Raw genomic sequence first — 20,860 nt, forward strand, 5'->3', positions numbered from 1 at the left:
GTCAGCTCCCCCACGGATCTGAACGTCTGGTTGTTTGTTGTGCTGCGGTGGATCAGGTTGGGTCAGGACCACTCTTCGCGGGCATCTTCGGCGGTCGGAGCACCATCATCGAAAGGCGCGGGCGGGCCGCCGTGGGTCCACGGCGTCTCCTCCCGCGTCGGGAAGGCGCCGGCCGGGAAGAAGGAGTCGGTCAGCGTGGTGTAGCAGAGCCGATCCCCCACCTCCGGCACGCTGCCCGGCGGCGGCGTCAGCGACGACCCCATGCCGCCGGTCAGCTCCAGCACCACCTCGCTGGTTCCGTCGTCGTCGCGGGCGACCGACACGACCTTGGCCTTCTGGTTGCTGGGCCGGTCGGGTGAGTACAGCGTTGTGCCCGGGGTGACCAGCACCGGGTCGGCCGTGGTCACCGTGATCCAGGGGCGCAGGACGCGGCGCTTCCCGCTGTGGTCCACCCGGGTCGGGTCGGCGGCCGTCACCTCGCCGACGAACGCCTCGCCGGTGAGCCGGTAGTCGGCCATCACCATCGGGTCGTCGTAGGCGCGCTGCACGTCGTACGAGGCTTGTGCCCGTTCCAGCCGGTGCAGCCGCTGCGCGGCGGCCACGGCTCCGTCGCGGCGGGGCTGCGGCAGGCCGCCGTCGTCGAGGTACGAGCAGTAGTTGGTGTAGGCGTCCCGGTCCTCGGCCCAGCGGCCGGCAACCCGCGACCCGGCCGGCAGGTCGTGCAGCAGCGCGACGGCCTGCCACATCAGCCGCCAGGTCGGGTCGAGCTGCCCACGCAGGATGTCCTCGAGTTCGGCGCGCCGCCGGTCGACCAGCGAGTCGGCGGCGACCGCCCGGTCGTACGCGGCCATCGCCGGCGCGAGGACCTCGTTGTCGAAGCTCGGGTCGGTGGCCGGGCCGGCCGGCGGCGAGGCGACCGGATCCTCCGCGAGAGCGGCCGCCTCCGGGCCGGTCATCCCGTCCGGCGGGGCGATCCACGCCATGAGGGCGGCGAGCTGGGCGTCTTCGAGGGGGCTCTGGCCGGTGGCCCAGTGCAGGCCGAGCGCTTCGGTCATCGCCAGCACCGCCGAGGATCCCGGGTGTTCGGCCCGGTCGGCGAACCAGGTGAGCCAGCGGCCGAGCAGCGGCACCGTCGGGTGCACCGGGTAGTCGCCGTCGGTGCGCCGGAACCGGGTGGAGCGGCCGAAGAGCCGAGTGAAGGCGACTCCGCCGCGGTTCGGTACGAGCAGCTGGGGCGCGTTCGTGTACCGGACCCGGATCTCCTTGCCCCGGTTCGCCGACACCGCCTCCACGTCACCGCGGAAGCTCTCGACGTACGGCAGGACCACGGCGGCCAGCGAAGCGGCGAAGGCGAAGCGCTGGTCGCGGTTCCGGGGCTGCGGCACGATCAGCAGCGTCGGGTCGTCCGGGTTGTCGCCGACCAGCGCGGCGAGCGGTGCGTTGGCCTCGCCGGCCATGGTGAGCGGGATGAACACGAGCGGACGGTCGGCGACGTGCAGGTGCCGGACCAGGGTGATCCGCTGCGCGCGTTCCGTGACGACGGCTTCGGCGCGGGCGAGGCTGGTGAGCGTACTCATCCGGCCACCCCGCTGAGCAGCTCGGCCCGCAGCCGGGCGGCGGCGCGCAACAGCTCCGCGGCCTCCTGCTGGTCCTCGGCGGGCGCCCGCTCGTCGCGGGCGATGGCCAGCGCCGTCTCCACCCGCTCGATGCCGCCCAGTTCCTCGCGCACGGTCTTGCCGAGGGCGGCGGTGCAGCCGCGGGCTTCGTGCCGGCAGAAGTACGCCAGCTCGCAGGTGGCCAGGCACTCGGGCGAGTACCGGGCCTCGACCTCGTGCAGGGCGTCGATCAGCGACTGCGGGGAGCGGGTGGGTACGCCCGTGTCGTCGGCCGCCAGGTCGAAGCTCAGCGTGGCCGGCAGCTCCGCGAGCAGCGCGTCGATCCGGGTCATCCGGGACAGTTGCCGGCGCAGCACGGCGAGTTGCTTGCGGACGTCGACCAGGACCGCCATCGGCTGGTTGGAGAAGTCGCGGGGGCAGACCAGCACGACGTCGTGCGAGACGATCTCCGGGTCGTGGCCGGCGTCTTCGAGCAGCTTGCGCATGGCCAGCACGTACACGGCGGACTGGATCGCGGCGGCGGCCACCTTGCCGGGGTCGGCCTGGCCGTCGATGACGGCGAAGCTCTTGATCTCGACGACGTGGAACCGGCCGGCGTGCTGGAACGCGATCAGGTCCGGTTCGAGGTAGGCCTGCTGGCCGGCGACGTCGAGCCGCAGCAGCGGGTGGTCGAAGAGCGTGCCGGCCCGCTCGGGTTCGGCGGCGGCGCGGGTGAGCAGGGTGCGGGCGCGGGCGTACCGGACGTCGTTGCCTGGGTGGCCGGCGACCGACTCCAGGTCGTCGTAGGCGACCTCCTGGATCTCCAGGTCGAGCAGCTCGCGCAGCAGCCGCAGCAGTTCGGCGCAGCCGTTGGCCTTGACCTGCGCCTCGAACGCGTTGCCGCGGGTGATGGCGAACCGGGACTGGCCGAACCGGGCCGGGTGGTCGATGTACGCGGCGAGGCGCTGCTTGTCGACGCCGGCGCAGTCCAGCACGGCCCGGCGGGCGCAGCCCGGGTTGCTGGTGAGGACCGCGATGGTGCGGGCGTTGTGCCGGGCCGGGGCGACGCCGCCGCGGATGGTGGCCAGGCGCTGGGCGAGGTCGGTCATGCCGACCCCCGGATGACGCGCAGGCGGCTGCCGTAGAGCTGCTCCGCCTCGTCCAGCCGGCGGGCGCGATCGGCCGCCGCGGCGCGGTCGGCCCGGTCGGCGTCGGCGTGCACGGCCAGCTCGGCCTGGGCGGCTTTGATGACGATCGCCGGGTCGACGGCTTCGTAGCCGTCGACGGCTCCGGGGATGCTGGTGGCGAACCGGCGGAGCAGGCGCGCCACCGTGAGGTTCTGCTCCGGCATCCGAGCAGCCTGCTCCGCGACCTTGATGGTGGCTGTCAGAAAGTCGACACGAGGGCTCAGCGGCCCGATGATGCGCCGCTCCAGCGGCCAGGTCGAGACCGCGAGCAGGCCGCGGGCCGGCGCGAGGTGCTCGGCGGTCAGGGCGGAGCAGAGATGGTACGGCCGGGAGCGCGGGGCGGTGCGGAACGAGCGCTCCTCGTCCCGGCGCAGGTGGGTCAGCTTGCCGGGGACGAGGCCGGGACTGGCGGTGCCGAAGAAGGCGTTGTGCACCTCGGCGATCAGCTTCGGTGCGGCCGGGGCGGAGAGCAGGGTGAGGGCGTGGTGGACCTGGTCGCGCATCGACACCAGGGGCGCCTCGACACGTGCGGGCCGGTTGTCCGCCTCTGTGCGGTCGGCGAGGTCGGTGATGGCCCGCTCCCACTCCCGCTCGGCGTCCCGCAGTTCGGCACGCAACGCCTTGACACGAGCCGCGTCCCGCGCCACCACCGCTCGTCGGACCGCCGCCCGCAGGTCGTCTATCCGACCTTCGATGTCTTCTATGGACTCCGCCACGACGAGCATGCTACAAGTTCCAGTGTTTCCCAGCAATCCCCCGTAACCAGGATTGTTGATAAGCGGAACACTACTTACGGTGACGCCTGGAAGGGAGACCCGGATGGGCTGGGACCAGTCTCTACTCGACCAGGTTTTCGACCGGTTGGCCGAAGACGACGTGTCCGATGCGGTGATCGACCTTGTGCTCGCGGCCTACGTGGGCGACGAGGCGCTCGGCGGCGTCCTCGCCGGCGAGTCCGTCGACCTGCCCGAGCGGGACCCGACCCAGCGGCCCCGCCCGCAGCCGCTCTACCTGGAATCCATTACCGTCGCCGGCTTCCGCGGCGTCGGTCCACAGCAGAGCGTCCGGCTGCAGCCGCACGCCGGCCTCACCCTCGTCGTCGGCCGCAACGGCTCCGGCAAGTCCAGCTTCGCCGAGGCCGTCGAGCTCGCCCTCACCGGCGACAGCGCACGCTGGGCCGACCGCAACAGCGTCTTCAAGGACGGCTGGCGCAACCTCCACCACGGGTCGCCCTGCGAGATCGAGGTCCAGGTCCGCGCCGAGGGGGCCAGCAAACCCATCCGGGTACGCCGAACCTGGCGCGACGACCACACCGACGCCAGCCAGGGCATCGGCAGCGTCCTGGCCGACGACGGGCAGCGCTACACCGGGACGACGGAGCTGGGCTGGCGCAAGTCCTTGGACGCGTACCGGCCGTTCCTCACCGCGAGCGACCTGGGCCGGCTCATCACCTCCAAGCCCAGCGGTCTCTTCGACGCGCTCGCACCGATCCTCGGCATGGACCCGCTCGTCGACGCCGACGACCGCCTGATGCGGGTCCGCCGAACGCTGAACGACCAGATCAGCACGGTCAAGACGGCCCGCGCCGCCCTGCGGGACGCGCTGAGCCTCGTCGACGACCAGCGGGCCCGGGCTGCGTCCGCGCTCCTGGCGAAGCGGACCGTCGACCTCGACGCTCTCGACCAGTTGCTCGCCGACGCCGGCAGCGACACCACCGATCCGGCGGCGGTCGCCGCCCGGCGCCTGGTCGCCGCCGCCCTCCCCGACGCCGGGTACGCCACCGAGGTGGCGGACGAACTCGCGGCCGCCACGGCGCAGGTCGCCGGCCTCGCCACCACCCGTGCCGGCACCGCCGACCAGGCAGCACAGTTGCTGCGGATGGCGGTCGCCTTCCACGACGACCACGGCGACGGCAGCTGCCCGGTGTGCGGCGCCGGGACGCTCGACGCCGCCTGGCGCGGTCGCGCGGAATCGACGCTGGATCGGCTGCAGCGCGACACCGTGGCGGCCGAGGGAGCGCACCGGCGGCTGCGGGAGGCGCAGGCCCGAGCCGTACGGCTGCTCGACCTGGACCGGCGGATCAGCGTCCACGACCTGGAGGCGATGGCCGGCGTGCTCGACCAGCCGGAGGCGGTGAAGCGGTACCGGGCCAGGGTCGACGACCTGTGTGCCGACGCCGCTTCGCTTCCTCCCGATCAGCTCGCGGCGCGCCTACGCACCACCTACCTGCCGCTGCTCGACGCCTTCACCGAGCTGCAGGAGCTGACAAGCGCGTGGCTGCGGCAGCGGCACGACGCCTGGCGCGAGCACGCCGTCGCGCTGCAGGGCTGGCTCAGCCAGGCGCGGGCCGGCGTCGAGAACGATGCGAAGCTCAAGCTGGTCAGTGCCGCCCGCGACTGGCTGAAAACCGCGCTGTCCGCTCTTCGCGACCAGCGGTTCGAGCCGTTCGCCCAGCGCTCGCAGCAGATCTGGGAGGAACTCCGGCAGGAGAGCAACGTCGAGCTGAGCGGGATGCGGCTCGACGGCACCAACACCCGCCGGAAGATCTCCTTCCCGGCCAAGGTCGACGGCACCGACACCTCGGCGATGGCCGTGATGAGCCAGGGGGAACTGCAGGCCCTCGGCCTGTCGGTGTTCCTGCCCCGCGCGTGCGCCGACGACAGCCCGTTCCGGTTCGTCATCATCGACGACCCGGTCCAGAGCATGGACCCGTCGAAGGTCGACGGCCTGGCACAGGTGCTCGCCAGCCTCGCGGAGACCCGGCAGGTCGTGGTCTTCACGCACGACAACCGGCTGCCCGAGGCGGTACGCCGGCTGCGCATCGAGGCCACCATCTGGGCGGTCACCCGCCGCGACGGGTCGGAGGTCGAGATCCGCAAGAACAGCGACCCGGTCGACCGGTACCTCGCCGACGCCACCGCGATCCTCAAGGCCGAGGAACTGGCGGACAATGCCCGCTACCCGCTGGTTTCCGGCTTCTGCCGGTCGGCGCTCGAAGCCGCCTGCCATGAGCGGATCCGGCGGGAACGCATCGCGCGGGGTGAGCGGCACGGCGACGTCGAGGAGCTCATCGAGAAGGCGCTGACGCTCAACCAGGTCGCCGCGCTCGCACTGTTCGGCGACATGCACCAGGGCGGCAAGGTGCTCGGCCGGCTCAACAGGTTCGGCGGATGGGCCGGTGACGTGTTCCAGGCGTGCAAGCAGGGCGTCCACAGGCCTGGGATGTTCGACCTCGCGGTGCTGGTCCGCGACAGCCGCCGACTCGCCGAGGAACTGCGATGACGACAACCGCTTCGCCGCAAGACTGCCTCGCCGCCGCCGACAAGCTGCTGACCAGCGTCGTACGCGGCACCCGCGGCGCATGGCCCCGCGCCTGTGCCTGGCTGCTGCGGCTCGCAGTCGAGGCAGCCATGGACGACTACTGGCAACGGTGCCATCCTGAGGTCGCCGCGCTGCGCGCCAGGACGCCGCAGTTCCTGATCCTGGACCGCTACGCTGGCCGGCACGTTGCCGCCCGGGCGGGATACGCCTGGTCGGCGCTGTCACGCGCCGGACACCACCACTGCTACGAGCTCGGCCTCACCGCAGCGGAGCTTCGACGGCTCCGGGAGACGGTGGCGACAGTGATCGGCGACCTCGCTGCCCTGGAACGACCAGCGCCGCCATCCGAAGTCGACCCTTGAGACGCGGCGGTCTATGACCTGCGGTAACAGGGGGCTTACTACCGCACCCCTGTTTACCACCCAGCGAGCCGCACACCCGGGCGACCAGTAGGTGACGCCGACAGGCTCGACCAGCCCACGCGACTCAACCCCAAGGTCACGAGTTTCAGCTACTTGTGCGAGGCGAGTACGCGTTTGGCCCGGCTAACTTGATCCGTCGTCAACCCCACTTACCTGGAACAGGCGGGACATGAGCCAGCAACCGCAGCAAGCGCAACAACCGACGATCATCGTTCAGAACGCCGTGAACATCGGCGGCCGGCGACGTCGCGGGCTGGGCTTCCACATCTTCATGTTCTTCATCACGGGCGGCCTGTGGCTGTTCATCGCCCCGTTCCTCGCGATGCGCAAGAGCGGCGCGAGCAACTCCGTCCGAATGTAGTTCGATCCTCCGAGGGCGCCCGTCCTATCGCTGATCTGTGATCCGTTAGGACGGTGACCCGCCCGGGGCGTCTCACTTTGCATCTCCGGGGATGTCACTACGCCGCCGCCCGCGCCATCGCCGCCTAAGGGGCGCAAGCTCGGTCACTACCGGTTGAGGCATGACCGGTCCACCGCCGCTATGCCTGCGTCACGCTCGCCGGCGCCGGCGGGGTGTGCGGCGCTGGCCGCTCGTCCCCATGCCCCGGCCACCACGCCTTGTGCCCGATCAGCGCCGTCAACGCCGGCACGAAGAACATCGACATGACGAACGCCGACAGCACAATGCCGATTGCCACAGCAAAGCCCATCTGCTGCAGGAACGAGATCGGCGCCAACATCAGCACCGCGAACGTCCCGGCGAGAATCAGTCCCGCTGCGGCCACCGTCGGCCCCGCATGCTCCACGCCGATGGCCGCCGCCTGGTGCGGCTCGTTGCCCTCCCGCGCCTCCTCCCGCAGCCGGGCGATCATCAGGATGTTGTAGTCGGTCCCGATCGCCACCACGAAGAGGTACAGGATGATCGGCAGTTGGAAGGTCACGCCGGGCTGGTCCTGTAGTCCCTGGAAGACGTAGACCGTGGCGCCCAGGGTGGCGGCGAAGTTGAGCAGCACCGCGATCACGAGGTAGATCGGCGCGACCAGGCTGCGCAGCAGCAGCGCGAGGATGAGCGCGATCAGGCCGGCCGCCACCGGCAGGATCACCGACAGGTCGCGGTTGTTCGCCGAGTTGATGTCCGCGAAGATCGCGGTGGTCCCGCCGACCAGCGCCCGGGTGCCGGGTGGGGCGGCGGCGTGCAGGGCGTCGCGCAGGTCGTCGCGGACGAGTGTGATCGCCTCGTTGGAGACCGGGTTCTCGTTGAGCAGCAGGCTGATCCGGACCACGCTCGGGTCGCTGCCGCGCTCCGGGGGCTGTGCCTGACCCACACCCGGGGCGTTCGCCGCGGCCGCCGCGAAGTCGGTGACCTGTTGGTCGGTGAGCGGCGTCCCGTTGCCGGTGGTCAGGTAGACCTCGGTGGGGGCGAGCGCACCGGCGGCGAACCCGCTCTGCAGGTCCTGCGCGGCCCTCGCCGACTCGGTGTCCTGCGGGAAGCCGGCGCTGAAGTCGTAGTCGGCCTTGTAGCCCAGCACGCCCGCGGCGAGCGCGACCAGCAGGGCACCGGAGGCCGCCGCGACGAGCGCCGGCCGGCGCCCGATGACCGTTCCGAGCCGGTGCGAGATGGTCGCCTTGGGGGGACGCTGCCATGCCTTGGACGGCCAGAAGACGTACCGGCCGAGCAGCGAGACGACCGCCGGGATGAGCGTGAGCGAGGTGACCAGCATGACGCCGACGCCGATCGCGAGCGCCGGGCCGAGGGAGCCGAAGAAGCCCAGCGAGGCGAGGAGCAGCACGAGGAACGCGACGATGACCACTCCGGCGGCCGACGTGATGACCTCGCCGACCCGCTGGACGGAGACGACCATCGCGGTGCGCTTGTCGTCACCGGCGCGCAGCCGCTCGCGGTAGCGGAAGAGCAGGAACAGGATGTAGTCGGTGCCGATGCCGAACAGCACGATCAGCAGGATCGTCTGCAGGTCCTGGCTGACGTTCAGGTCGAAGGCCTTGCCGGCGGCGGCGACGAGCCCGGTGGTGACGCTCATGACCACGCTGATCACCACGATGGGCAGCAGCGCGGCGATGGGGCTGCGGAAGATGATCAGGATCAGCCCGATGATCAGGATGATCGTCGCGATGCCGACCACGGAGAAGGCGTCGTTGAAGGTCTCCTCGTTGTCGACGAAGCTCGCCACGTCGCCGGCCACGCCCGCGGTCAGCCCGCTGCCCTGAAGCTCCGGCCCGATGGCGGCCCGCAGGTCGCGTACGGCGTCGAGCAGGGCCGGGTCGTCCGGGGCGGGGGCGTCGAGCCCGACGTTGATCACCTGCACGGACCTGTCCGGCGCGACCGCCTGCGGGCCGGTCAGGTAGCCGGACGTGTGCGGGATGTTCTCGGCCTTGAGCGACTGGGCGAGCTGGCCCACCTTCGCCTGGTCCGCCGGGGTGAGCGGCTGCCCGTCGGCGCGCTTGACCACGATGATCGCCGTCGCCGTGGCCGCCTGCGGGAATGCCTTCTGGCCGAGTTCGGTGGCCTGCACCGACTCGTAGGAGCGGGGCAGGAAGCTCTCCTGGTCGGCGGAGGTGATGTCGCCCAGCGACGGTGCGGTGAAGATGATGGCGAGCGCCGCGAGCAACCAGCCGGCGATCACCCACCACGCCCTGCGCACGACGAATCTGCCCAGCCGCTCGAACATGGAATCCCCCGTGTTTCGGCCCAATCGACGTTCGGGCCCCTTGGGCGCCCGCTCGTCACGCTGCCGGGCATCCTTCGCTACCCGCTGTGCAGCCTACCGCCGCCGGGCAATCCTTTTCGGACGCCGGAGGAACAGCGGGTCGGGCGGGTATCAGCCGTCAGGGTGGCAGGCGGCGGTGAAGACGGCCAACGGTGATCGTCGGTGTCACGCGTGAATCGGTTGGCTGTTTTTCGAGACCGGTAGCCGCGCTCGATGAGGGCGGCTGGCAGACGAGGGTCCGCGATGACGGTGGGCAACGCGGCGAAGTCCGCATCAGCGGTCTCGCGCAGTGGCACCTGCGCGGAGACCCCGTGCAGCGCCACGAGCAGGGTGACCATGTGCCCACCGACGATCCGGTAGTCCAGGTCAAGAGTGGTGGTGATCTGCGCCAGGTCGGCAAGCGTCAGAAATCCGGCGTCTGCGGCCCGGCTGGTGGAGATGAGCGAGACAGGTCGCGGCTCGGCCGGGACCGGACTCGCTGGCATCGGCCTGGTCATGCCGCGTACCCCCGATCACGGTGATCGCGGCGCAGCAGGTCCCACACACGCTGCGCCGCGTCCTCGCTGTCTGAGCCCGGCGAACGCCGCACGTCCCAGAGGATCTGGATCGGGTCGGCGAGGGGAAGACCGTCCGGTATGGCGGGTACCGCCATACCGGACGGCTGCCACAGACCCGGGTCTCTCGGCACGGTGAATTCGAGCGTTGCCTCCTCCGCGCCGGCGGGGATGAAGCCCGCATCGGCCAGGTTCACGCCGGTGCTGGCATAGAGGATGGCGCGGGTCGGGGCACGCCAGGGAGCGACGATGTCGGCCGCGACATCTCCGGAGACCGCGACGCCATGCGGGTCGGCTGCCGCCACCATCTCGACGACCGTCCGGGCCTGCTCGACCGCTGGCGCCAAGCCATACCAGTACGTGCTGATGCCTCCCGTTCCCGGGTAGTTCTCCAGCCACCACCGGATCGCCTCATCGAGGTTCCGGAGCGTCCACCCGCTCGACGTGCGCTGCACGACGTCTTGATCGGCGAGCGTGCGCAAGGCCTGGGACACCCGCGGCTGGGAGACGCCAACGAGGACGGCCAGTTCCTGCTGGGTGGCGTACGGGCGCTGGACCATCCGACGAAGCAGGGTGAAGGTTCCCCACGGCACCGGGCCGCGCTTGGCAGGTCGCTCAGCCGCTTCTACCTGAGGCTGCAGCGCGATTCGTTCCCCGTCGATGCGCAGGCCACCCGTGACTGCCTGCCCGCTTTCGGCCAGCCACGACCAGCCCGCCGCCTCGACCGTCTCTTGAACGGCGGGCGTAGCCGCCGGAACGATGATCAAACAAGGTTCTGGATGGCGGCTGATCAGAGCAGCGATGTCACGAGGACTCAGCGGGGTCGGAGACGCGACGACAGTCAAGGTGGCGCGGGCGTCGGCGTAGCTCAGCTCGACGCGGTCGGCACCGCGTGGGATGAGCGCGACGCCAGCTTCGGTCAGCATGCGCCACACAAACGTCGATATAAGCGTTACCTGGCCTCCATGAGTAATACTTATACACCCTGTTGGCCGGCGAATCAGCCGTTCAGGTACGCGAGCACCGCCAGCACCCGGCGGTTGTCGTCGTCCGACGGCGGCATCCCCAGCTTGCTGAAGATGTTGTTGATGTGCTTGCTGACCGCCTTCTCGGTCACGAACAGCCGCCCCGCGATCGCCGCGTTCGACCGGCCCTCCGCCATCAGCCCCAGCACCTCCCGCTCCCGGGCGGTCAACTCCCCCAACCGATCGGTGCCCGAATGACGCGCCAGCAGCTGGGACACCACGTCCGGGTCCATCACCATGCCGCCCTCAGCGACCCGGCGGACAGCGTCGATGAACTGCCCGACGTTCGACACCCGATCCTTGAGCAGGTAGCCGACTCCCCCACCGCGATCGGCGAGCAGTTCCCGCGCGTACAGCTGCTCGACGTGCTGCGACAGCACGAGGATGGGCAGCCCGGGCAGCTCCCGACGAGCTGCGAGCGCCGCTTGCAGGCCCTCGTCGGTGAAGGTGGGCGGCAGGCGTACGTCGAGGACCGCGACGTCGGGCCGGTGCCGGGTGAGCGCCGGCAGCACCGACGGCCCGTCCGCGACCGCCTCCACGACCCGGAAGCCGTACGCGTCGAGGATGCGGGTCAGCCCGTCCCGGAGGAGGGCGAGATCCTCCGCGATGACAACGCGCACGGCAGCTCCATGGTCACGACGGTCGGTCCGCCGGGCGGACTCGTGACGGTCATCGTGCCATCGAAGGCTGCCAGCCGGCGTCGCACACCCGCCAGGCCGCTCCCCGCATCCGGCGAAGCGCCACCACGCCCGTCGTCGCCGACCTCGCAGCGCAGCACACCCTCCCGGTGTAGGAGAGACACCCAGGCCCGCGAAGCGCCACTGTGCTTGCTGACATTCGTCAGCAGCTCGGCCACCGCGAAATACGCCGCGGACTCGACCGCCGCCGGCGGGCTGCCGGGCAGGTGTACCTCGACGTCCACGGGCGGCGTGACGGTGAGGGCGAAGGCCTGCACCGCGCCGTCCAGGCCGCGCTCGGCGAGCACCGGCGGGTAGATCCCGCGTACGAGGTCACGCAGCTCGACCAGCGCCTGGCCGCTGGCCTCCTGGGCCTCGCTGAGCAGCCGCGCCGCCTTCGCCGGGTCGTCGGCGAGGAGTTCCTCGGCCAGGCCGATGCTCATCCGCAGCGCGACCAGCCGGGCCTGCGCTCCGTCGTGCAGGTCGCGTTCGATGCGGCGCAGCTCGGCGGCCTGGCTGTCGATGGTGTCGGCGCGGGTGGCGGCGAGGTGCCGTACCCGCAGCGCCAACTCCTGGGCCTGGGTGGGCGCGAGGAAGAAGCCGGCGAAGCGGAAGTGCAGCCACACCAGCCAGGGCGCGACGGCCAGCCCGCCGCCGAGGAGCAGCCAGCCCTGCGGCATGGACAGCCACGCCTCCAGGAAGTTGTCCATCGGCCAGAACACGCCGTAGCCGTACCAGTCGACGGTGAGGTACAGCAGCAGCGGCACGAGCAGGACGCCTTCGAGGCCGTACACCGGCAGCGCGAACGCCAGCAGGCACGCGCCGCCGGTGATCGCGCCCGGGATCAGCCAGGCGAAGTCCCGCCACGTTGCCGCATCCGACACCACCCAGCGGAACCGCTTCCAGGTCCCGAGCGACGCGCCGGCCGGGACCGGCTGGTACGGCGACGCGATCGGCGCCCGGCTCCAGCGGCTCAGCCGGCGTTGCAGCCCCACCGACAGCCGCACCAGCACGGTCACCGCCGGGAAGAGCGCGAACCCGATCCCGAACACGGGAATGAGGGCGAGCGACACCACCGACAGCACGAACAGCACCGTGTTCGTGACGAGGCTCAGCAGCGCCACGGCCAGTCCCTGCCCGGCGGCGACCGCGCCGGGCCGCACCAACTGCCACACCACGGCGCGTACGGAGCTGTCCACGGCGCTCATTCTCCGCCCCCGGTGCCACGGATTTCGGTGGTGCTACCACCACCTCCGAACGGGGCCTGGCACTCCTGTCCTCGACCCGGTCCGCTCGAAGGATCGAGGGCATGACCAGGAACAAGAGAACCGGCCTGGCACCAGGCCGCCGCAGCAAGTACGCGATGCTCGTCTTCTGGCTCGTCCTCATCGCGGCGGCCGGGCCCCTCGCCGTCAAGCTGACCGAGGTGCAGGACAACGACACCCTCGGCGCGCTGCCCGCCACCGCCGAGGCCAGCCGGGCGTTGCAGCGCGCGGAGGAGGCGTTGCCCGACTCGCAGCAGCCCCTGGCCGTCGCGGTCTACGTCCGCGCGGGCGGGCTCACCGACGCCGACCGCGCCAAGGCCGAGGCCGACCGCACGGCCTTCCTGGGGTACGCCGACAGCGGCCAGGTGCCCCCGCCGGTGCCCAGCGAGGACGGGCAGGCGCTGCTGGTCTCCTTCCCCGTCGCCGGGGACGCCGGCCAGCGGGCCGACGCGGTCGCGGACATCAAGGCCCAACTGGAGAACGCACCCGCCGGACTGCGAACAGCGTTGACCGGTCCGGCCGCCGCCGAGGACGACGTCTTCGACGCGTTCGCCGGCATGGACGCCACGCTGCTGCTGGCCACCGCCGCCACCGTCGCGCTGCTGCTGCTCGTCACGTACCGCAGCCCGGTCCTGTGGTTGATCCCGCTCGTCACGGTCGCGCTGGCCAACCAGCTCGCCAGTGCGGTGGTGTACCTGCTGGCCAGGCACGCCGGCCTGGCCGTGGACTTCCAGAGCCAGAGCATCCTGACCGTCCTCGTCTTCGGGGTCGGCGTGGACTACGCCCTGCTGCTCATCGCCCGCTACCGGGAGGAGCTGCGCCGGCACGCCGACCGGCACGCGGCGATGGCCGTCGCGCTGCGCCGGTCGTACGGTGCGATCGGCGCCTCCGCGGCGACCGTCGCGATCGGCCTGCTCTGCCTGCTCGCGGCGGACCTGCCGTCCACCCGGGGCCTCGGGCCGGTCGGCGCGGTCGGCATCGCCGCGGCGTTCCTCGCCATGACCACGCTGCTGCCGGCCGTGCTGGTCATCTTCGGGCGGTGGCTGTTCTGGCCGTTCGTCCCGCGCTACTCGCCGGACGCGGTGAAGCTCGACGTGGCGGCCGAGCACGGCGTGTGGCGGCGGATCGCCGGGTTCGTCGGCCGGCGGCCCCGCCCGGTGTGGCTGGGTACGGCCGCGGCGCTGGTGGCCCTGAGCTTCGGCATCGGCAACCTGAGCATCGGCCTGCCCGGCGACGAGACCTTCACGACGGAGGTCGGCTCGATCACCGGCCAGCGGATGATCGAGGCGCACTACCCGGGCGGAACCGTCGCACCGGCCGAGGTCCTGGCCGCCGCCCGCTCGGCCGACCAGGTGGTGGCCGCCGCCCGTACCGTGCCGGGGGTGGCCGAGGTCGGCGAGCCGGAACCCTCCCCGGACGGCCGGTGGGTACGCGTCGCCGCGGTCCTGACCCACCCGCCGGACAGCGACGCGGCGCTGGCCACCGTCGATCGGCTGCGCGACGCGGTGCACGCCGTGCCCGGTGCGCAGGCCCTCGTCGGCGGGGACACCGCGTACCTGATCGACGAGGAGCGGACGGTCGGCCGCGACAACCGGATCGTGGTGCCGCTGGTCCTGGCGGTCGTCTTCGTCATCCTGGTGCTGCTGCTGCGCGCGCTGGTCGCACCGCTGCTGTTGCTGGCCAGCGTGGTGCTGTCCTATGTGGCCGCGATGGGCGCGGCCGGGCTGATCCTGGACGCGATGGGCTACCCGAAGCTGTTCGTCGGGATCCCGTTGCAGACGTTCCTGTTCCTCGTCGCCCTCGGCGTGGACTACACCATCTTCCTCGCCACCCGGGCGCGCGAGGAGACAGCGCGGCTCGGGCACCGGCCGGGCGTGCTGCACGCACTGACCGTCACCGGTGGGGTGATCACCAGCGCGGGCGTGGTGCTGGCCGCCACGTTCGGGGCGCTGAGCGTGCTGCCGCTGGTGCCGTCCGTGCAGACTGCGGTCATCATCAGCGTCGGCGTGCTGCTCGACACGTTCCTCGTCCGGAGCCTGCTCGTCCCCGCGCTGGCCCTGGACCTCGGCCCGCGCACCTGGTGGCCGAGCACCCTGGCCCGACCGGCGTTCCGGCCGGTCGCCGCCCCGCCGGTCGAGCGGGTGCCGGCGGAGTCGTAAGGCTCACGGCAGCGCCGGCCGTACCGCAGAGGTACGGCCGGCGCCGCTCCTACCTGTGCTGTTCGGCAGCCAGGGAGTGGAACGCGGTCCGGTAGGCGGTGGGGCTCACGCCCACGTGCTTGTGGAAGTGCCGACGCAGGGTGGTCGCGGTGCCCAGGCCACAGCGGGTCGCGATCTGCTCGACCGACGCGTCGCTACGTTCGAGAAGTTCCTGCGCCCGGGCGATCCGCTGCTGGTGCAGCCAGGCGAGCGGGCTGAGCCGGAGTTCGGCCCGCATCCGGCGGGCGAGGTGGCGGCTGCTGAGCCCGGCCTCGCGGGCCAGGTCCGGCACGGTGAGCGGCTGGTCCAGACGGCTGCGGGCCCATTCCAGCATGGCGCCGAGCCGGTCCGGGTTGTCGGGCGCGGCCGGTGGGGCGATGAACTGCGCCTGGCCGCCGGCCCGGTGTGCGGGTACGACCATCCGCCGGGCGAGGTTGTTGGCGGCCGCGGTGCCGAAGTCGCGGCGGACCAGGTGGAGGCACAGGTCCAGGGCCGCCGTCTTGCCGGCGGAGGTGAGCACCTGCCCGTCGTCGGTGTAGAGGACGTCGGCGCGCACGTCGACCAGGGGATGCTGCCGGGCGAGGTCGTCGGCGTGCATCCAGTGGGTGGTGGCGCTGCGACCGTCGAGCAGGCCGGCGGCGGCGAGCACGAAGGCGCCGGTGCAGAGCGAGGCGATCCGCACACCGCGCCGGTGCGCCCGGGCCAACGCCTCCAGCAGGCCCGGGTCCGGTGGTGCGTCGGGGTCGTCGGTGGAGGGGACGACGACGCTGTCGGCGCGGACCAGTTCGTCGAAGCGCGCGGTCCGCGCGTCCGGGAGCCACCGGTTCGGCCGCCCGTCCGGGGTGCACACGACCAGGTCGTACCAGTCACCGGCCGGTGAGAGCTCGGACCGGTCCACGCCGAAGATCTCGGCGGCGATGGCCGCCTCGTAGAGCATCGTGGTCTCGTGCAGGACGAGCGCGACCCGGTGCATGTCCGAAACTGTACGGCAGCCGTCAGATCGGACGCTGGTGGCACCCGGCACAAGTGTTGACCATGGAGACATGAACGAGATGGGACGGGTGCTGGTCTACGGCGCCAACGGTCACACCGGCCGCTTCGTGGTCGACGAACTTCTCCGCCGCGGCCTGACGCCGGTGCTCTCAGGTCGCAGCGCGCCGGCACTGGAGGCGCTCGCCCGTGCGCACGGTGGGCTCGAATGGCGATCGTGGCCGCTGGCGGACGGTGCGCCACCGCCGGCGCTCGACGACATCGATGTGGTCGTCAACTGCGCCGGGCCCTTCCTGGACACCGCCCTGCCGGTGGCGACCGCGGCGGTGGCGGCGGGTGCGCACTACCTGGACGTGACGGCCGAGCAGGCGGCGGTGCAGGCGGTGTACCGCGAGTTGGCCGATCCCGCCCGCTCGGCGGGGGTCGGTGTGGTGCCCGCGATGGCGTTCTACGGCGGTCTCGCCGACCTGCTCGCCACGGTCGCCACGGGCGGTTCGGCCCACGATTCCGCGCCGGTGGACGAGATCACGGTCGCGATCGCGCTGGACAGGTGGTGGCCGACCGAGGGCACTCGCGCGACCGGCCGGCGCAACACCGTCCGTCGCCTGGTCGTGAACGACGGGCGGCTCGCGCCCCTCGCCGAGCCGGCGCCGGAGAGCACCTGGCGGTTCCCGGAGCCGTTCGGGGAGCAGCGCATGGTCGGCCTGCCGTTCTCTGAGGTCGTCACCATCGCCCGTCACCTACCGGTGGGTGACCTGACCTCCTACCTCAACACCGCCTCGCTCAGCGACCTGCGGGACCCGGCGACACCGGCACCGGTGGCCACCGACGAGTCGGGACGGTCCGCCCAGCGGTTCGCCGTCGAGGTGGTCGTGCGCCGGGGTGGCCAGGAGCGGAGGATCGCCGCGTCCGGCCGCGACATCTACGCCGTCACCGCACCCATCGTCGTCGAAGGCGTCGTCCGGCTCCTCACCGGTCGTACGCTCACGACCGGCGTGGCCGCCCCCGGTGAGATCTTCGACGCCGGGGAGGTGCTGGCCGTCCTCGCCGCCGGCCCGCTCCGCATCGCGGTCGGTGACACGTCCGCTGTTTGACGCACCATGCGACGTGACACGTCGTTCGCCGCCAGGATCCGACAGACACGCTCGCACCGTCATGCGATTCTCCACAGCGACCCCTCACGAGGATCGAGGTACGGGCGTGGAGCTGCACAGAAGCCGCGATCTGCTGGTCATGGGCGGCTGGTTCGCGGCATGCAGCGTGCTCGTGCTGGTGTGCGGCTCCGCCGCCGGGTCCGGCACCGCGGCGATCCTCGGCGGCCTCGGGCTGGTGATCAGCGGCGCGATCGCCGTCCGCGAGCTCAGGCCGTTCCGGTTCCACATCGGCGCGGAGGGGCTGACCCTGCGAGTCTCCGGGGTCAACCGGCTGGTGTCCTGGGCCGAGATCGACGCGATCATTCTCGACGTGCCGGTGCCGGCCGCCGGTCACGACAAGCCGGCATCCCCGACGTTGCTGCTGGTACCGGCCGGGTCGACCATCGATCGTCCGCTGGACGGCACGAGCCCGCTGGACGGGCGGAGGGCTCTGGTCCTGCTCGGCCTCAACCGGGTCCGTGAGCCGGCGGACGAGGTGGCGACAGCCCTGGCCCGCTTCGCCGGAGGCCGGTTCACGGATGCGCGGCAGCTCCGCCGGGCGCGCGAGGGTACCGAGGCCCAGTAGGGCAGGGGGAGCCGGCCATCACATCCGGCTCCCCCGCGTACGCCCTTGTCAGACCGCCTTCGGTCCCTCGTACGCCCGGCGGACGTCGACCTCGACGTCCAGCCCGAAGTCGGTGAAGATGCCGGCGAACCGCTTCGACCACTCCACCGCCTCATCCTTCGACCGCACCTCCAGCAGGGCGAAGCCGGCTATCAGTTCCTTCGTCTCGGTGAACGGCCCGTCGGTGTAGCGCATCTCGGAGATTCCTCTCAGGACAGGTCGCGGAGGCGGGCGGACACGGCCGTGAGCCAGCCGAAGATGAGGGCCGAACCGGCGGCCATCCGGACGCTGATGCTGCCCTGGTCGGGCCAGGCCATCACGACGACGGTGGCCAGCGCCACCAGCACCGAGAAGACCGCCCAGCGACGGCCGAGGCGGGGACCCAGGACCAGGCAGGCGATGGTGAGCGACCCGAAGGACAGCATCGCCCCGACGCCGTGCCCGACCGAGTGCCAGCTCATCGTGTCGGGCGAGCCTTCGGGAGCGCCCGCCGGCCAGCCCATGCTCGGGTCGGCGGTCAACACCCCGGCCACGACCATGCCGACGCCGGCCACCGCCACCAGCGCCGGGCCCCACGTGCCGCCCGGGCGGCCGCGCAGGGCCCGGCGCAGGCCGGCGGCACCGGCGAGGGTCAGCAGCCCGGCGAGGACGAAGTTGGCGATCTGGATCCAGCCGTGGTCGCCGAGAGCGAGCAGGCTGAGCGGTTGCCGGCTGAAATCGAAGCCGTCCCGGGTGAACACCTGGGCGAACGACACGGCCAGGAAGAACGGCCCGGCCGCCATGCCGGCGGCGAGCAGGGCCGGGGTCGGTACGCCGGCCCGGGTCGACGTCAACGTCGTACTGGTCATCTCGAGCTCCTCGTCGGTGGGTCCTCACTGACGCGTCGATCAGGCCGAGCGGGATCCGACATCCCTCCTCAAGATTCTTCGGCGCCCTTGTGCCGCCGTGCCATGCTTCCCACGACGGCCCCTCAGGAATCGAGGTACGCGCGTGGAACCGCCCCTGGACCGACCGGTGTTCGAGACACCGACCTTCACAAGCGGATTGCGTGGGTACGACAAGCGCCGGGTGGACGAGCTGATCGGGCGATGCGTGGACGCGCTGAACTCCGACCAGGCATCGCGTATCGAGCAGGCCAAGACGGAATTGGACCGCGAGCGCGGCAAACTGCCCTTGGCTCTGAGGGGATATGACCGCGGTCAGGTCGACGGGATGTTGGAGCGGCTCTCGGCCGTACTCGGGCATCTTCTGCCCGACTCGTGACAGGGGTGCGGACGCGACCGTCCGCACCCCTGCACGATCAGCCCTCCGGGAACTCGAAGACCCGGCGGACGTCGACCTCGACGTAGACACCCTCCTCGATGAAGAGGTTGACGAACCGCCGCCCCCACTCCATCGCCTCGTTCTTGTCGCGTACCTCCAGCAGCGCGAACCCGGCGATCAGCTCCTTGGTCTCGGTGAACGGCCCGTCGGTGACGGTCACCTTGCCCTTGTCGGCGGTGATCCGGCCGGACTCCTTGCTGCTCTTCTCCAGGCCCTCACCGGCGAGGAACACGCCGGCCTTCTGCGCCTCCTCGATGAAGGCGCCCATCCGCTCGATGAACTGGGGACTCGGGTCGAAGGCGAGGGGCTCGTTCTCGTCGAGCTTGTGCATCAGCATGTAGCGCATCTCAGGATTCCTTCCAGGTCTCGGACACCATCTCGGGCTGTCACTGACGCGTCGATCGGGTCGGGCCGGATCCGACATCCGCTGCCAAGATTTTTTACGAGCCGCACGCGGCGGCCCGGTCGAGCAGCAGCGCCCGCTCCCGGGCGTTGCCGGCGAGCGAGGCCGCGCGCTCGAACTCCCGCCGCGCCTCGTCCCGCCGTCCCAGCTTGGCGAGCAGGTCGCCGAGCACGCTCGGCAGCAGGTGGTACTGCGCCAGCGCCGGCTCGTCCGCCAGCGCCCGGGCGATCTCCAGGCCGGCGGCGGGCCCGTCGGCCTGGGCGACGGCGACCGCCCGGTTCAGCTCCACGACCGGCGAGGGCACCAGCCGGGCCAGCTCCGCGTAGAGGGTCGCGATCCGCGCCCAGTCCGTCTCCCCGGGGGTACGCGCCCGCGCGTGACACGCCGCGACCTCGGCCTGGATCGTGTACGGGCCGGGCTGGTCGGGCGCGCCGCCGACGGTGCCGGTGCCGGGCGAGCGGGCCCGGTCGAGGGCGGCGAGCCCGCGGCGGATGAGCAACTGGTCCCAGCGGGTGCGGTCCTGGTCGTTGAGGAGGATGGGCTCGCCGTCGGGGCCGGTGCGGGCGTGGACGCGGGACGCCTGGATCTCCAGCAGCGCGGCGAGGCCGTGCACCTCGGGTTCGTCGGGCATCAGCCCCTGGAGTTGCCGGGCCAGGCGCAGGGCCTCCTGCACGAGGGTGGGGCGCATCCAGTCGTCGCCGGCGGTGGCCGCGTACCCCTCGTTGAAGATCAGGTAGACGACCTCCAGCACCGAGCCGAGCCGCTCGGCGCGCTCGGCCGGTCCGGGGACCTCGAAGGGAACGCGAGCGGCGGCGAGGGTGGCCTTGGCTCGGGTGATCCGCTGGCCGACGGTGGACTCGGTGGTGAGGAAGGCGCGGGCGATCTCGCCGGTGGTGAGGCCGCCGACGAGCCGCAGGGTGAGCGCGGCCCGCGCGATCGGCGAGAGCACCGGATGGCAGGCCACGAAGATCAGCCGGAGCAGGTCGTCCTCGATGCGGTCCTCGAGCGCGGCGTCGAAGTCGGGGGTGACCTGCTCGTCGAGGTCCCGGCCGAGCGCGGCCACCACCCGCTCCCCGGTCTGCCGGCGGCGCACCGCGTCGATCGCCCGCCGCTTCCCCACGGTCGTCAACCACGCGCCGGGATTGGCGGGTACGCCCTCGCGCGGCCACGATTCGAGTGCGGCGACCAGCGCGTCCTGGGCCAACTCCTCGGCCTGGCCGACATCGCGGACGATCGCGGCGATGCCGGCGACCACCCGCCCGGCCTCCAACCGCCACACCGCCTCGACGGTGCGCCGTACCTCGGACTCGCTCATCCGCACATGACAGCAGTCGGGGCCACCGTGCCGCCACCATCCCCCGGCGCGTCGGCTGTCAGCGATCACTCGGAAGCGGACCGTCCGGCCGCTGGCGAAAG

General features: G+C 71.8%; 20 protein-coding genes. 7 read left to right on the forward strand and 13 right to left on the reverse strand.

The annotated features are described in order from the left end of the window. Positions 1-62: 62 nt before the first annotated feature. From ACN26Y_RS02445 to ACN26Y_RS02455, 3 genes are read right to left on the reverse strand one after another with little or no spacing between them, the layout of a single operon-like run. Positions 63-1,577: a hypothetical protein gene (locus ACN26Y_RS02445; protein ID WP_155333862.1), complete on the reverse strand. Its 1,515-nt coding sequence runs from the start codon at positions 1,575-1,577 to the stop codon at positions 63-65. Further along, positions 1,574-2,704 (reverse strand): hypothetical protein, encoded by a 1,131-nt coding sequence (locus ACN26Y_RS02450; protein WP_422734175.1) that lies wholly within the window; start codon positions 2,702-2,704, stop codon positions 1,574-1,576. The genes ACN26Y_RS02445 and ACN26Y_RS02450 overlap by 4 nt, the downstream gene beginning before the upstream one ends. After that, the gene (locus ACN26Y_RS02455; RefSeq protein ID WP_230688853.1) at positions 2,701-3,507 is read right to left on the reverse strand and encodes a hypothetical protein; all 807 of its coding nucleotides are present in this window, start codon (positions 3,505-3,507) and stop codon (positions 2,701-2,703) included. The genes ACN26Y_RS02450 and ACN26Y_RS02455 overlap by 4 nt, the downstream gene beginning before the upstream one ends. Before the next feature lie 70 nt (positions 3,508-3,577). Here ACN26Y_RS02455 and ACN26Y_RS02460 point away from each other — a divergent pair, with 70 nt between their 5' ends. The 3 genes from ACN26Y_RS02460 (at position 3,578) to ACN26Y_RS02470 (ending at position 6,886) form a co-directional block, all read left to right on the forward strand. Beyond that, positions 3,578-6,064 (forward strand): AAA family ATPase, encoded by a 2,487-nt coding sequence (locus ACN26Y_RS02460; protein WP_422734176.1) that lies wholly within the window; start codon positions 3,578-3,580, stop codon positions 6,062-6,064. Further along, on the forward strand, positions 6,061-6,465 hold the full coding sequence (locus ACN26Y_RS02465) for a hypothetical protein (protein WP_422734177.1): 405 nt from the start codon (positions 6,061-6,063) through the stop codon (positions 6,463-6,465). Before ACN26Y_RS02460 ends, ACN26Y_RS02465 begins: the two co-directional genes overlap by 4 nt. A 229-nt stretch (positions 6,466-6,694) precedes the next feature. Continuing rightward, positions 6,695-6,886: a hypothetical protein gene (locus ACN26Y_RS02470; protein ID WP_422734178.1), complete on the forward strand. Its 192-nt coding sequence runs from the start codon at positions 6,695-6,697 to the stop codon at positions 6,884-6,886. Between the two features lie 178 nt (positions 6,887-7,064). On the opposite strand, the gene ACN26Y_RS02475 is transcribed toward ACN26Y_RS02470, so the two are convergent. The 5 genes from ACN26Y_RS02475 to ACN26Y_RS02495 all read right to left on the reverse strand — a co-directional run bounded on the left by ACN26Y_RS02475 (position 7,065) and on the right by ACN26Y_RS02495 (position 12,715). After that, the gene (locus ACN26Y_RS02475) at positions 7,065-9,212 is read right to left on the reverse strand and encodes an MMPL family transporter (RefSeq protein ID WP_422734180.1); all 2,148 of its coding nucleotides are present in this window, start codon (positions 9,210-9,212) and stop codon (positions 7,065-7,067) included. Positions 9,213-9,289: 77 nt separating this feature from the next. Continuing rightward, positions 9,290-9,748 (reverse strand): hypothetical protein, encoded by a 459-nt coding sequence (locus ACN26Y_RS02480; RefSeq protein WP_422734181.1) that lies wholly within the window; start codon positions 9,746-9,748, stop codon positions 9,290-9,292. Further along, positions 9,745-10,731: a hypothetical protein gene (locus ACN26Y_RS02485; RefSeq protein ID WP_422734182.1), complete on the reverse strand. Its 987-nt coding sequence runs from the start codon at positions 10,729-10,731 to the stop codon at positions 9,745-9,747. The genes ACN26Y_RS02480 and ACN26Y_RS02485 overlap by 4 nt, the downstream gene beginning before the upstream one ends. 74 nt (positions 10,732-10,805) lie before the next feature. Beyond that, the gene (locus tag ACN26Y_RS02490) at positions 10,806-11,450 is read right to left on the reverse strand and encodes a LuxR C-terminal-related transcriptional regulator (RefSeq protein WP_422734183.1); all 645 of its coding nucleotides are present in this window, start codon (positions 11,448-11,450) and stop codon (positions 10,806-10,808) included. Beyond that, on the reverse strand, positions 11,402-12,715 hold the full coding sequence (locus tag ACN26Y_RS02495) for a histidine kinase (RefSeq protein WP_422734184.1): 1,314 nt from the start codon (positions 12,713-12,715) through the stop codon (positions 11,402-11,404). Before ACN26Y_RS02495 ends, ACN26Y_RS02490 begins: the two co-directional genes overlap by 49 nt. 101 nt (positions 12,716-12,816) lie before the next feature. On the opposite strand from ACN26Y_RS02495, the gene ACN26Y_RS02500 reads away from it, so the two are divergent. Next, on the forward strand, positions 12,817-14,931 hold the full coding sequence (locus ACN26Y_RS02500) for an MMPL family transporter (protein ID WP_422734185.1): 2,115 nt from the start codon (positions 12,817-12,819) through the stop codon (positions 14,929-14,931). A gap of 49 nt (positions 14,932-14,980) precedes the next feature. On the opposite strand, the gene ACN26Y_RS02505 is transcribed toward ACN26Y_RS02500, so the two are convergent. Then, on the reverse strand, positions 14,981-15,943 hold the full coding sequence (locus ACN26Y_RS02505; protein ID WP_422734186.1) for a GlxA family transcriptional regulator: 963 nt from the start codon (positions 15,941-15,943) through the stop codon (positions 14,981-14,983). 70 nt (positions 15,944-16,013) lie between these two features. Between ACN26Y_RS02505 and ACN26Y_RS02510 the strand changes: the two genes are divergently transcribed. Together ACN26Y_RS02510 and ACN26Y_RS02515 are read left to right on the forward strand one after the other, a co-directional pair. After that, a complete protein-coding gene (locus ACN26Y_RS02510) occupies positions 16,014-17,054 on the forward strand; it encodes a saccharopine dehydrogenase NADP-binding domain-containing protein (protein ID WP_155333873.1) in 1,041 nt (346 codons plus the stop codon). 106 nt (positions 17,055-17,160) lie between these two features. Further along, positions 17,161-17,679 carry a hypothetical protein gene (locus tag ACN26Y_RS02515; RefSeq protein WP_155333874.1) on the forward strand — a complete coding sequence of 173 codons (519 nt, stop codon included), beginning with the start codon at positions 17,161-17,163 and terminating at the stop codon, positions 17,677-17,679. 48 nt (positions 17,680-17,727) lie between these two features. Here ACN26Y_RS02515 and ACN26Y_RS02520 read toward each other — a convergent pair whose 3' ends face one another. Both ACN26Y_RS02520 and ACN26Y_RS02525 read right to left on the reverse strand, forming a co-directional pair. Continuing rightward, positions 17,728-17,913 carry a YciI family protein gene (locus ACN26Y_RS02520; RefSeq protein WP_155333875.1) on the reverse strand — a complete coding sequence of 62 codons (186 nt, stop codon included), beginning with the start codon at positions 17,911-17,913 and terminating at the stop codon, positions 17,728-17,730. 14 nt (positions 17,914-17,927) lie between these two features. Next, a complete protein-coding gene (locus tag ACN26Y_RS02525; protein ID WP_155333876.1) occupies positions 17,928-18,566 on the reverse strand; it encodes a DUF998 domain-containing protein in 639 nt (212 codons plus the stop codon). A 142-nt stretch (positions 18,567-18,708) separates the two neighbouring features. Here ACN26Y_RS02525 and ACN26Y_RS02530 point away from each other — a divergent pair, with 142 nt between their 5' ends. Further along, positions 18,709-18,981: a hypothetical protein gene (locus ACN26Y_RS02530; RefSeq protein ID WP_155333877.1), complete on the forward strand. Its 273-nt coding sequence runs from the start codon at positions 18,709-18,711 to the stop codon at positions 18,979-18,981. A 37-nt stretch (positions 18,982-19,018) separates the two neighbouring features. Here the strand turns inward: ACN26Y_RS02530 and ACN26Y_RS02535 are convergent, their stop codons facing one another. Then, complete coding sequence (locus ACN26Y_RS02535) at positions 19,019-19,387, reverse strand: YciI family protein (RefSeq protein WP_155333878.1); 369 nt, start codon at positions 19,385-19,387, stop codon at positions 19,019-19,021. Positions 19,388-19,481: 94 nt separating this feature from the next. After that, positions 19,482-20,759, reverse strand: a complete 1,278-nt coding sequence (locus tag ACN26Y_RS02540; RefSeq protein WP_422734187.1) for an RNA polymerase sigma factor — start codon at positions 20,757-20,759, stop codon at positions 19,482-19,484. Between the last annotated feature and the right edge of the window lie 101 nt (positions 20,760-20,860).

Source organism: Micromonospora sp. WMMD558 (assembly GCF_049315255.1).
Taxonomy (GTDB): domain Bacteria; phylum Actinomycetota; class Actinomycetes; order Mycobacteriales; family Micromonosporaceae; genus Micromonospora.

What these genes read in the sequence shown, in the direction of transcription:
- ACN26Y_RS02445 (WP_155333862.1), bottom strand. Translation starts at nt 1,577, where the DNA reads ATGAGTACGCTCACCAGCCTCGCCCGCGCCGAAGCCGTCGTCACGGAA.
- ACN26Y_RS02450 (WP_422734175.1), bottom strand. Translation starts at nt 2,704, where the DNA reads ATGACCGACCTCGCCCAGCGCCTGGCCACCATCCGCGGCGGCGTCGCC.
- ACN26Y_RS02455 (WP_230688853.1), bottom strand. Translation starts at nt 3,507, where the DNA reads ATGCTCGTCGTGGCGGAGTCCATAGAAGACATCGAAGGTCGGATAGAC.
- ACN26Y_RS02465 (WP_422734177.1), top strand. Translation starts at nt 6,061, where the DNA reads ATGACGACAACCGCTTCGCCGCAAGACTGCCTCGCCGCCGCCGACAAG.
- ACN26Y_RS02470 (WP_422734178.1), top strand. Translation starts at nt 6,695, where the DNA reads ATGAGCCAGCAACCGCAGCAAGCGCAACAACCGACGATCATCGTTCAG.
- ACN26Y_RS02475 (WP_422734180.1), bottom strand. Translation starts at nt 9,212, where the DNA reads ATGTTCGAGCGGCTGGGCAGATTCGTCGTGCGCAGGGCGTGGTGGGTG.
- ACN26Y_RS02480 (WP_422734181.1), bottom strand. Translation starts at nt 9,748, where the DNA reads ATGACCAGGCCGATGCCAGCGAGTCCGGTCCCGGCCGAGCCGCGACCT.
- ACN26Y_RS02485 (WP_422734182.1), bottom strand. Translation starts at nt 10,731, where the DNA reads ATGCTGACCGAAGCTGGCGTCGCGCTCATCCCACGCGGTGCCGACCGC.
- ACN26Y_RS02495 (WP_422734184.1), bottom strand. Translation starts at nt 12,715, where the DNA reads ATGAGCGCCGTGGACAGCTCCGTACGCGCCGTGGTGTGGCAGTTGGTG.
- ACN26Y_RS02500 (WP_422734185.1), top strand. Translation starts at nt 12,817, where the DNA reads ATGACCAGGAACAAGAGAACCGGCCTGGCACCAGGCCGCCGCAGCAAG.
- ACN26Y_RS02505 (WP_422734186.1), bottom strand. Translation starts at nt 15,943, where the DNA reads ATGCACCGGGTCGCGCTCGTCCTGCACGAGACCACGATGCTCTACGAG.
- ACN26Y_RS02510 (WP_155333873.1), top strand. Translation starts at nt 16,014, where the DNA reads ATGAACGAGATGGGACGGGTGCTGGTCTACGGCGCCAACGGTCACACC.
- ACN26Y_RS02520 (WP_155333875.1), bottom strand. Translation starts at nt 17,913, where the DNA reads ATGCGCTACACCGACGGGCCGTTCACCGAGACGAAGGAACTGATAGCC.
- ACN26Y_RS02525 (WP_155333876.1), bottom strand. Translation starts at nt 18,566, where the DNA reads ATGACCAGTACGACGTTGACGTCGACCCGGGCCGGCGTACCGACCCCG.
- ACN26Y_RS02535 (WP_155333878.1), bottom strand. Translation starts at nt 19,387, where the DNA reads ATGCGCTACATGCTGATGCACAAGCTCGACGAGAACGAGCCCCTCGCC.
- ACN26Y_RS02540 (WP_422734187.1), bottom strand. Translation starts at nt 20,759, where the DNA reads ATGAGCGAGTCCGAGGTACGGCGCACCGTCGAGGCGGTGTGGCGGTTG.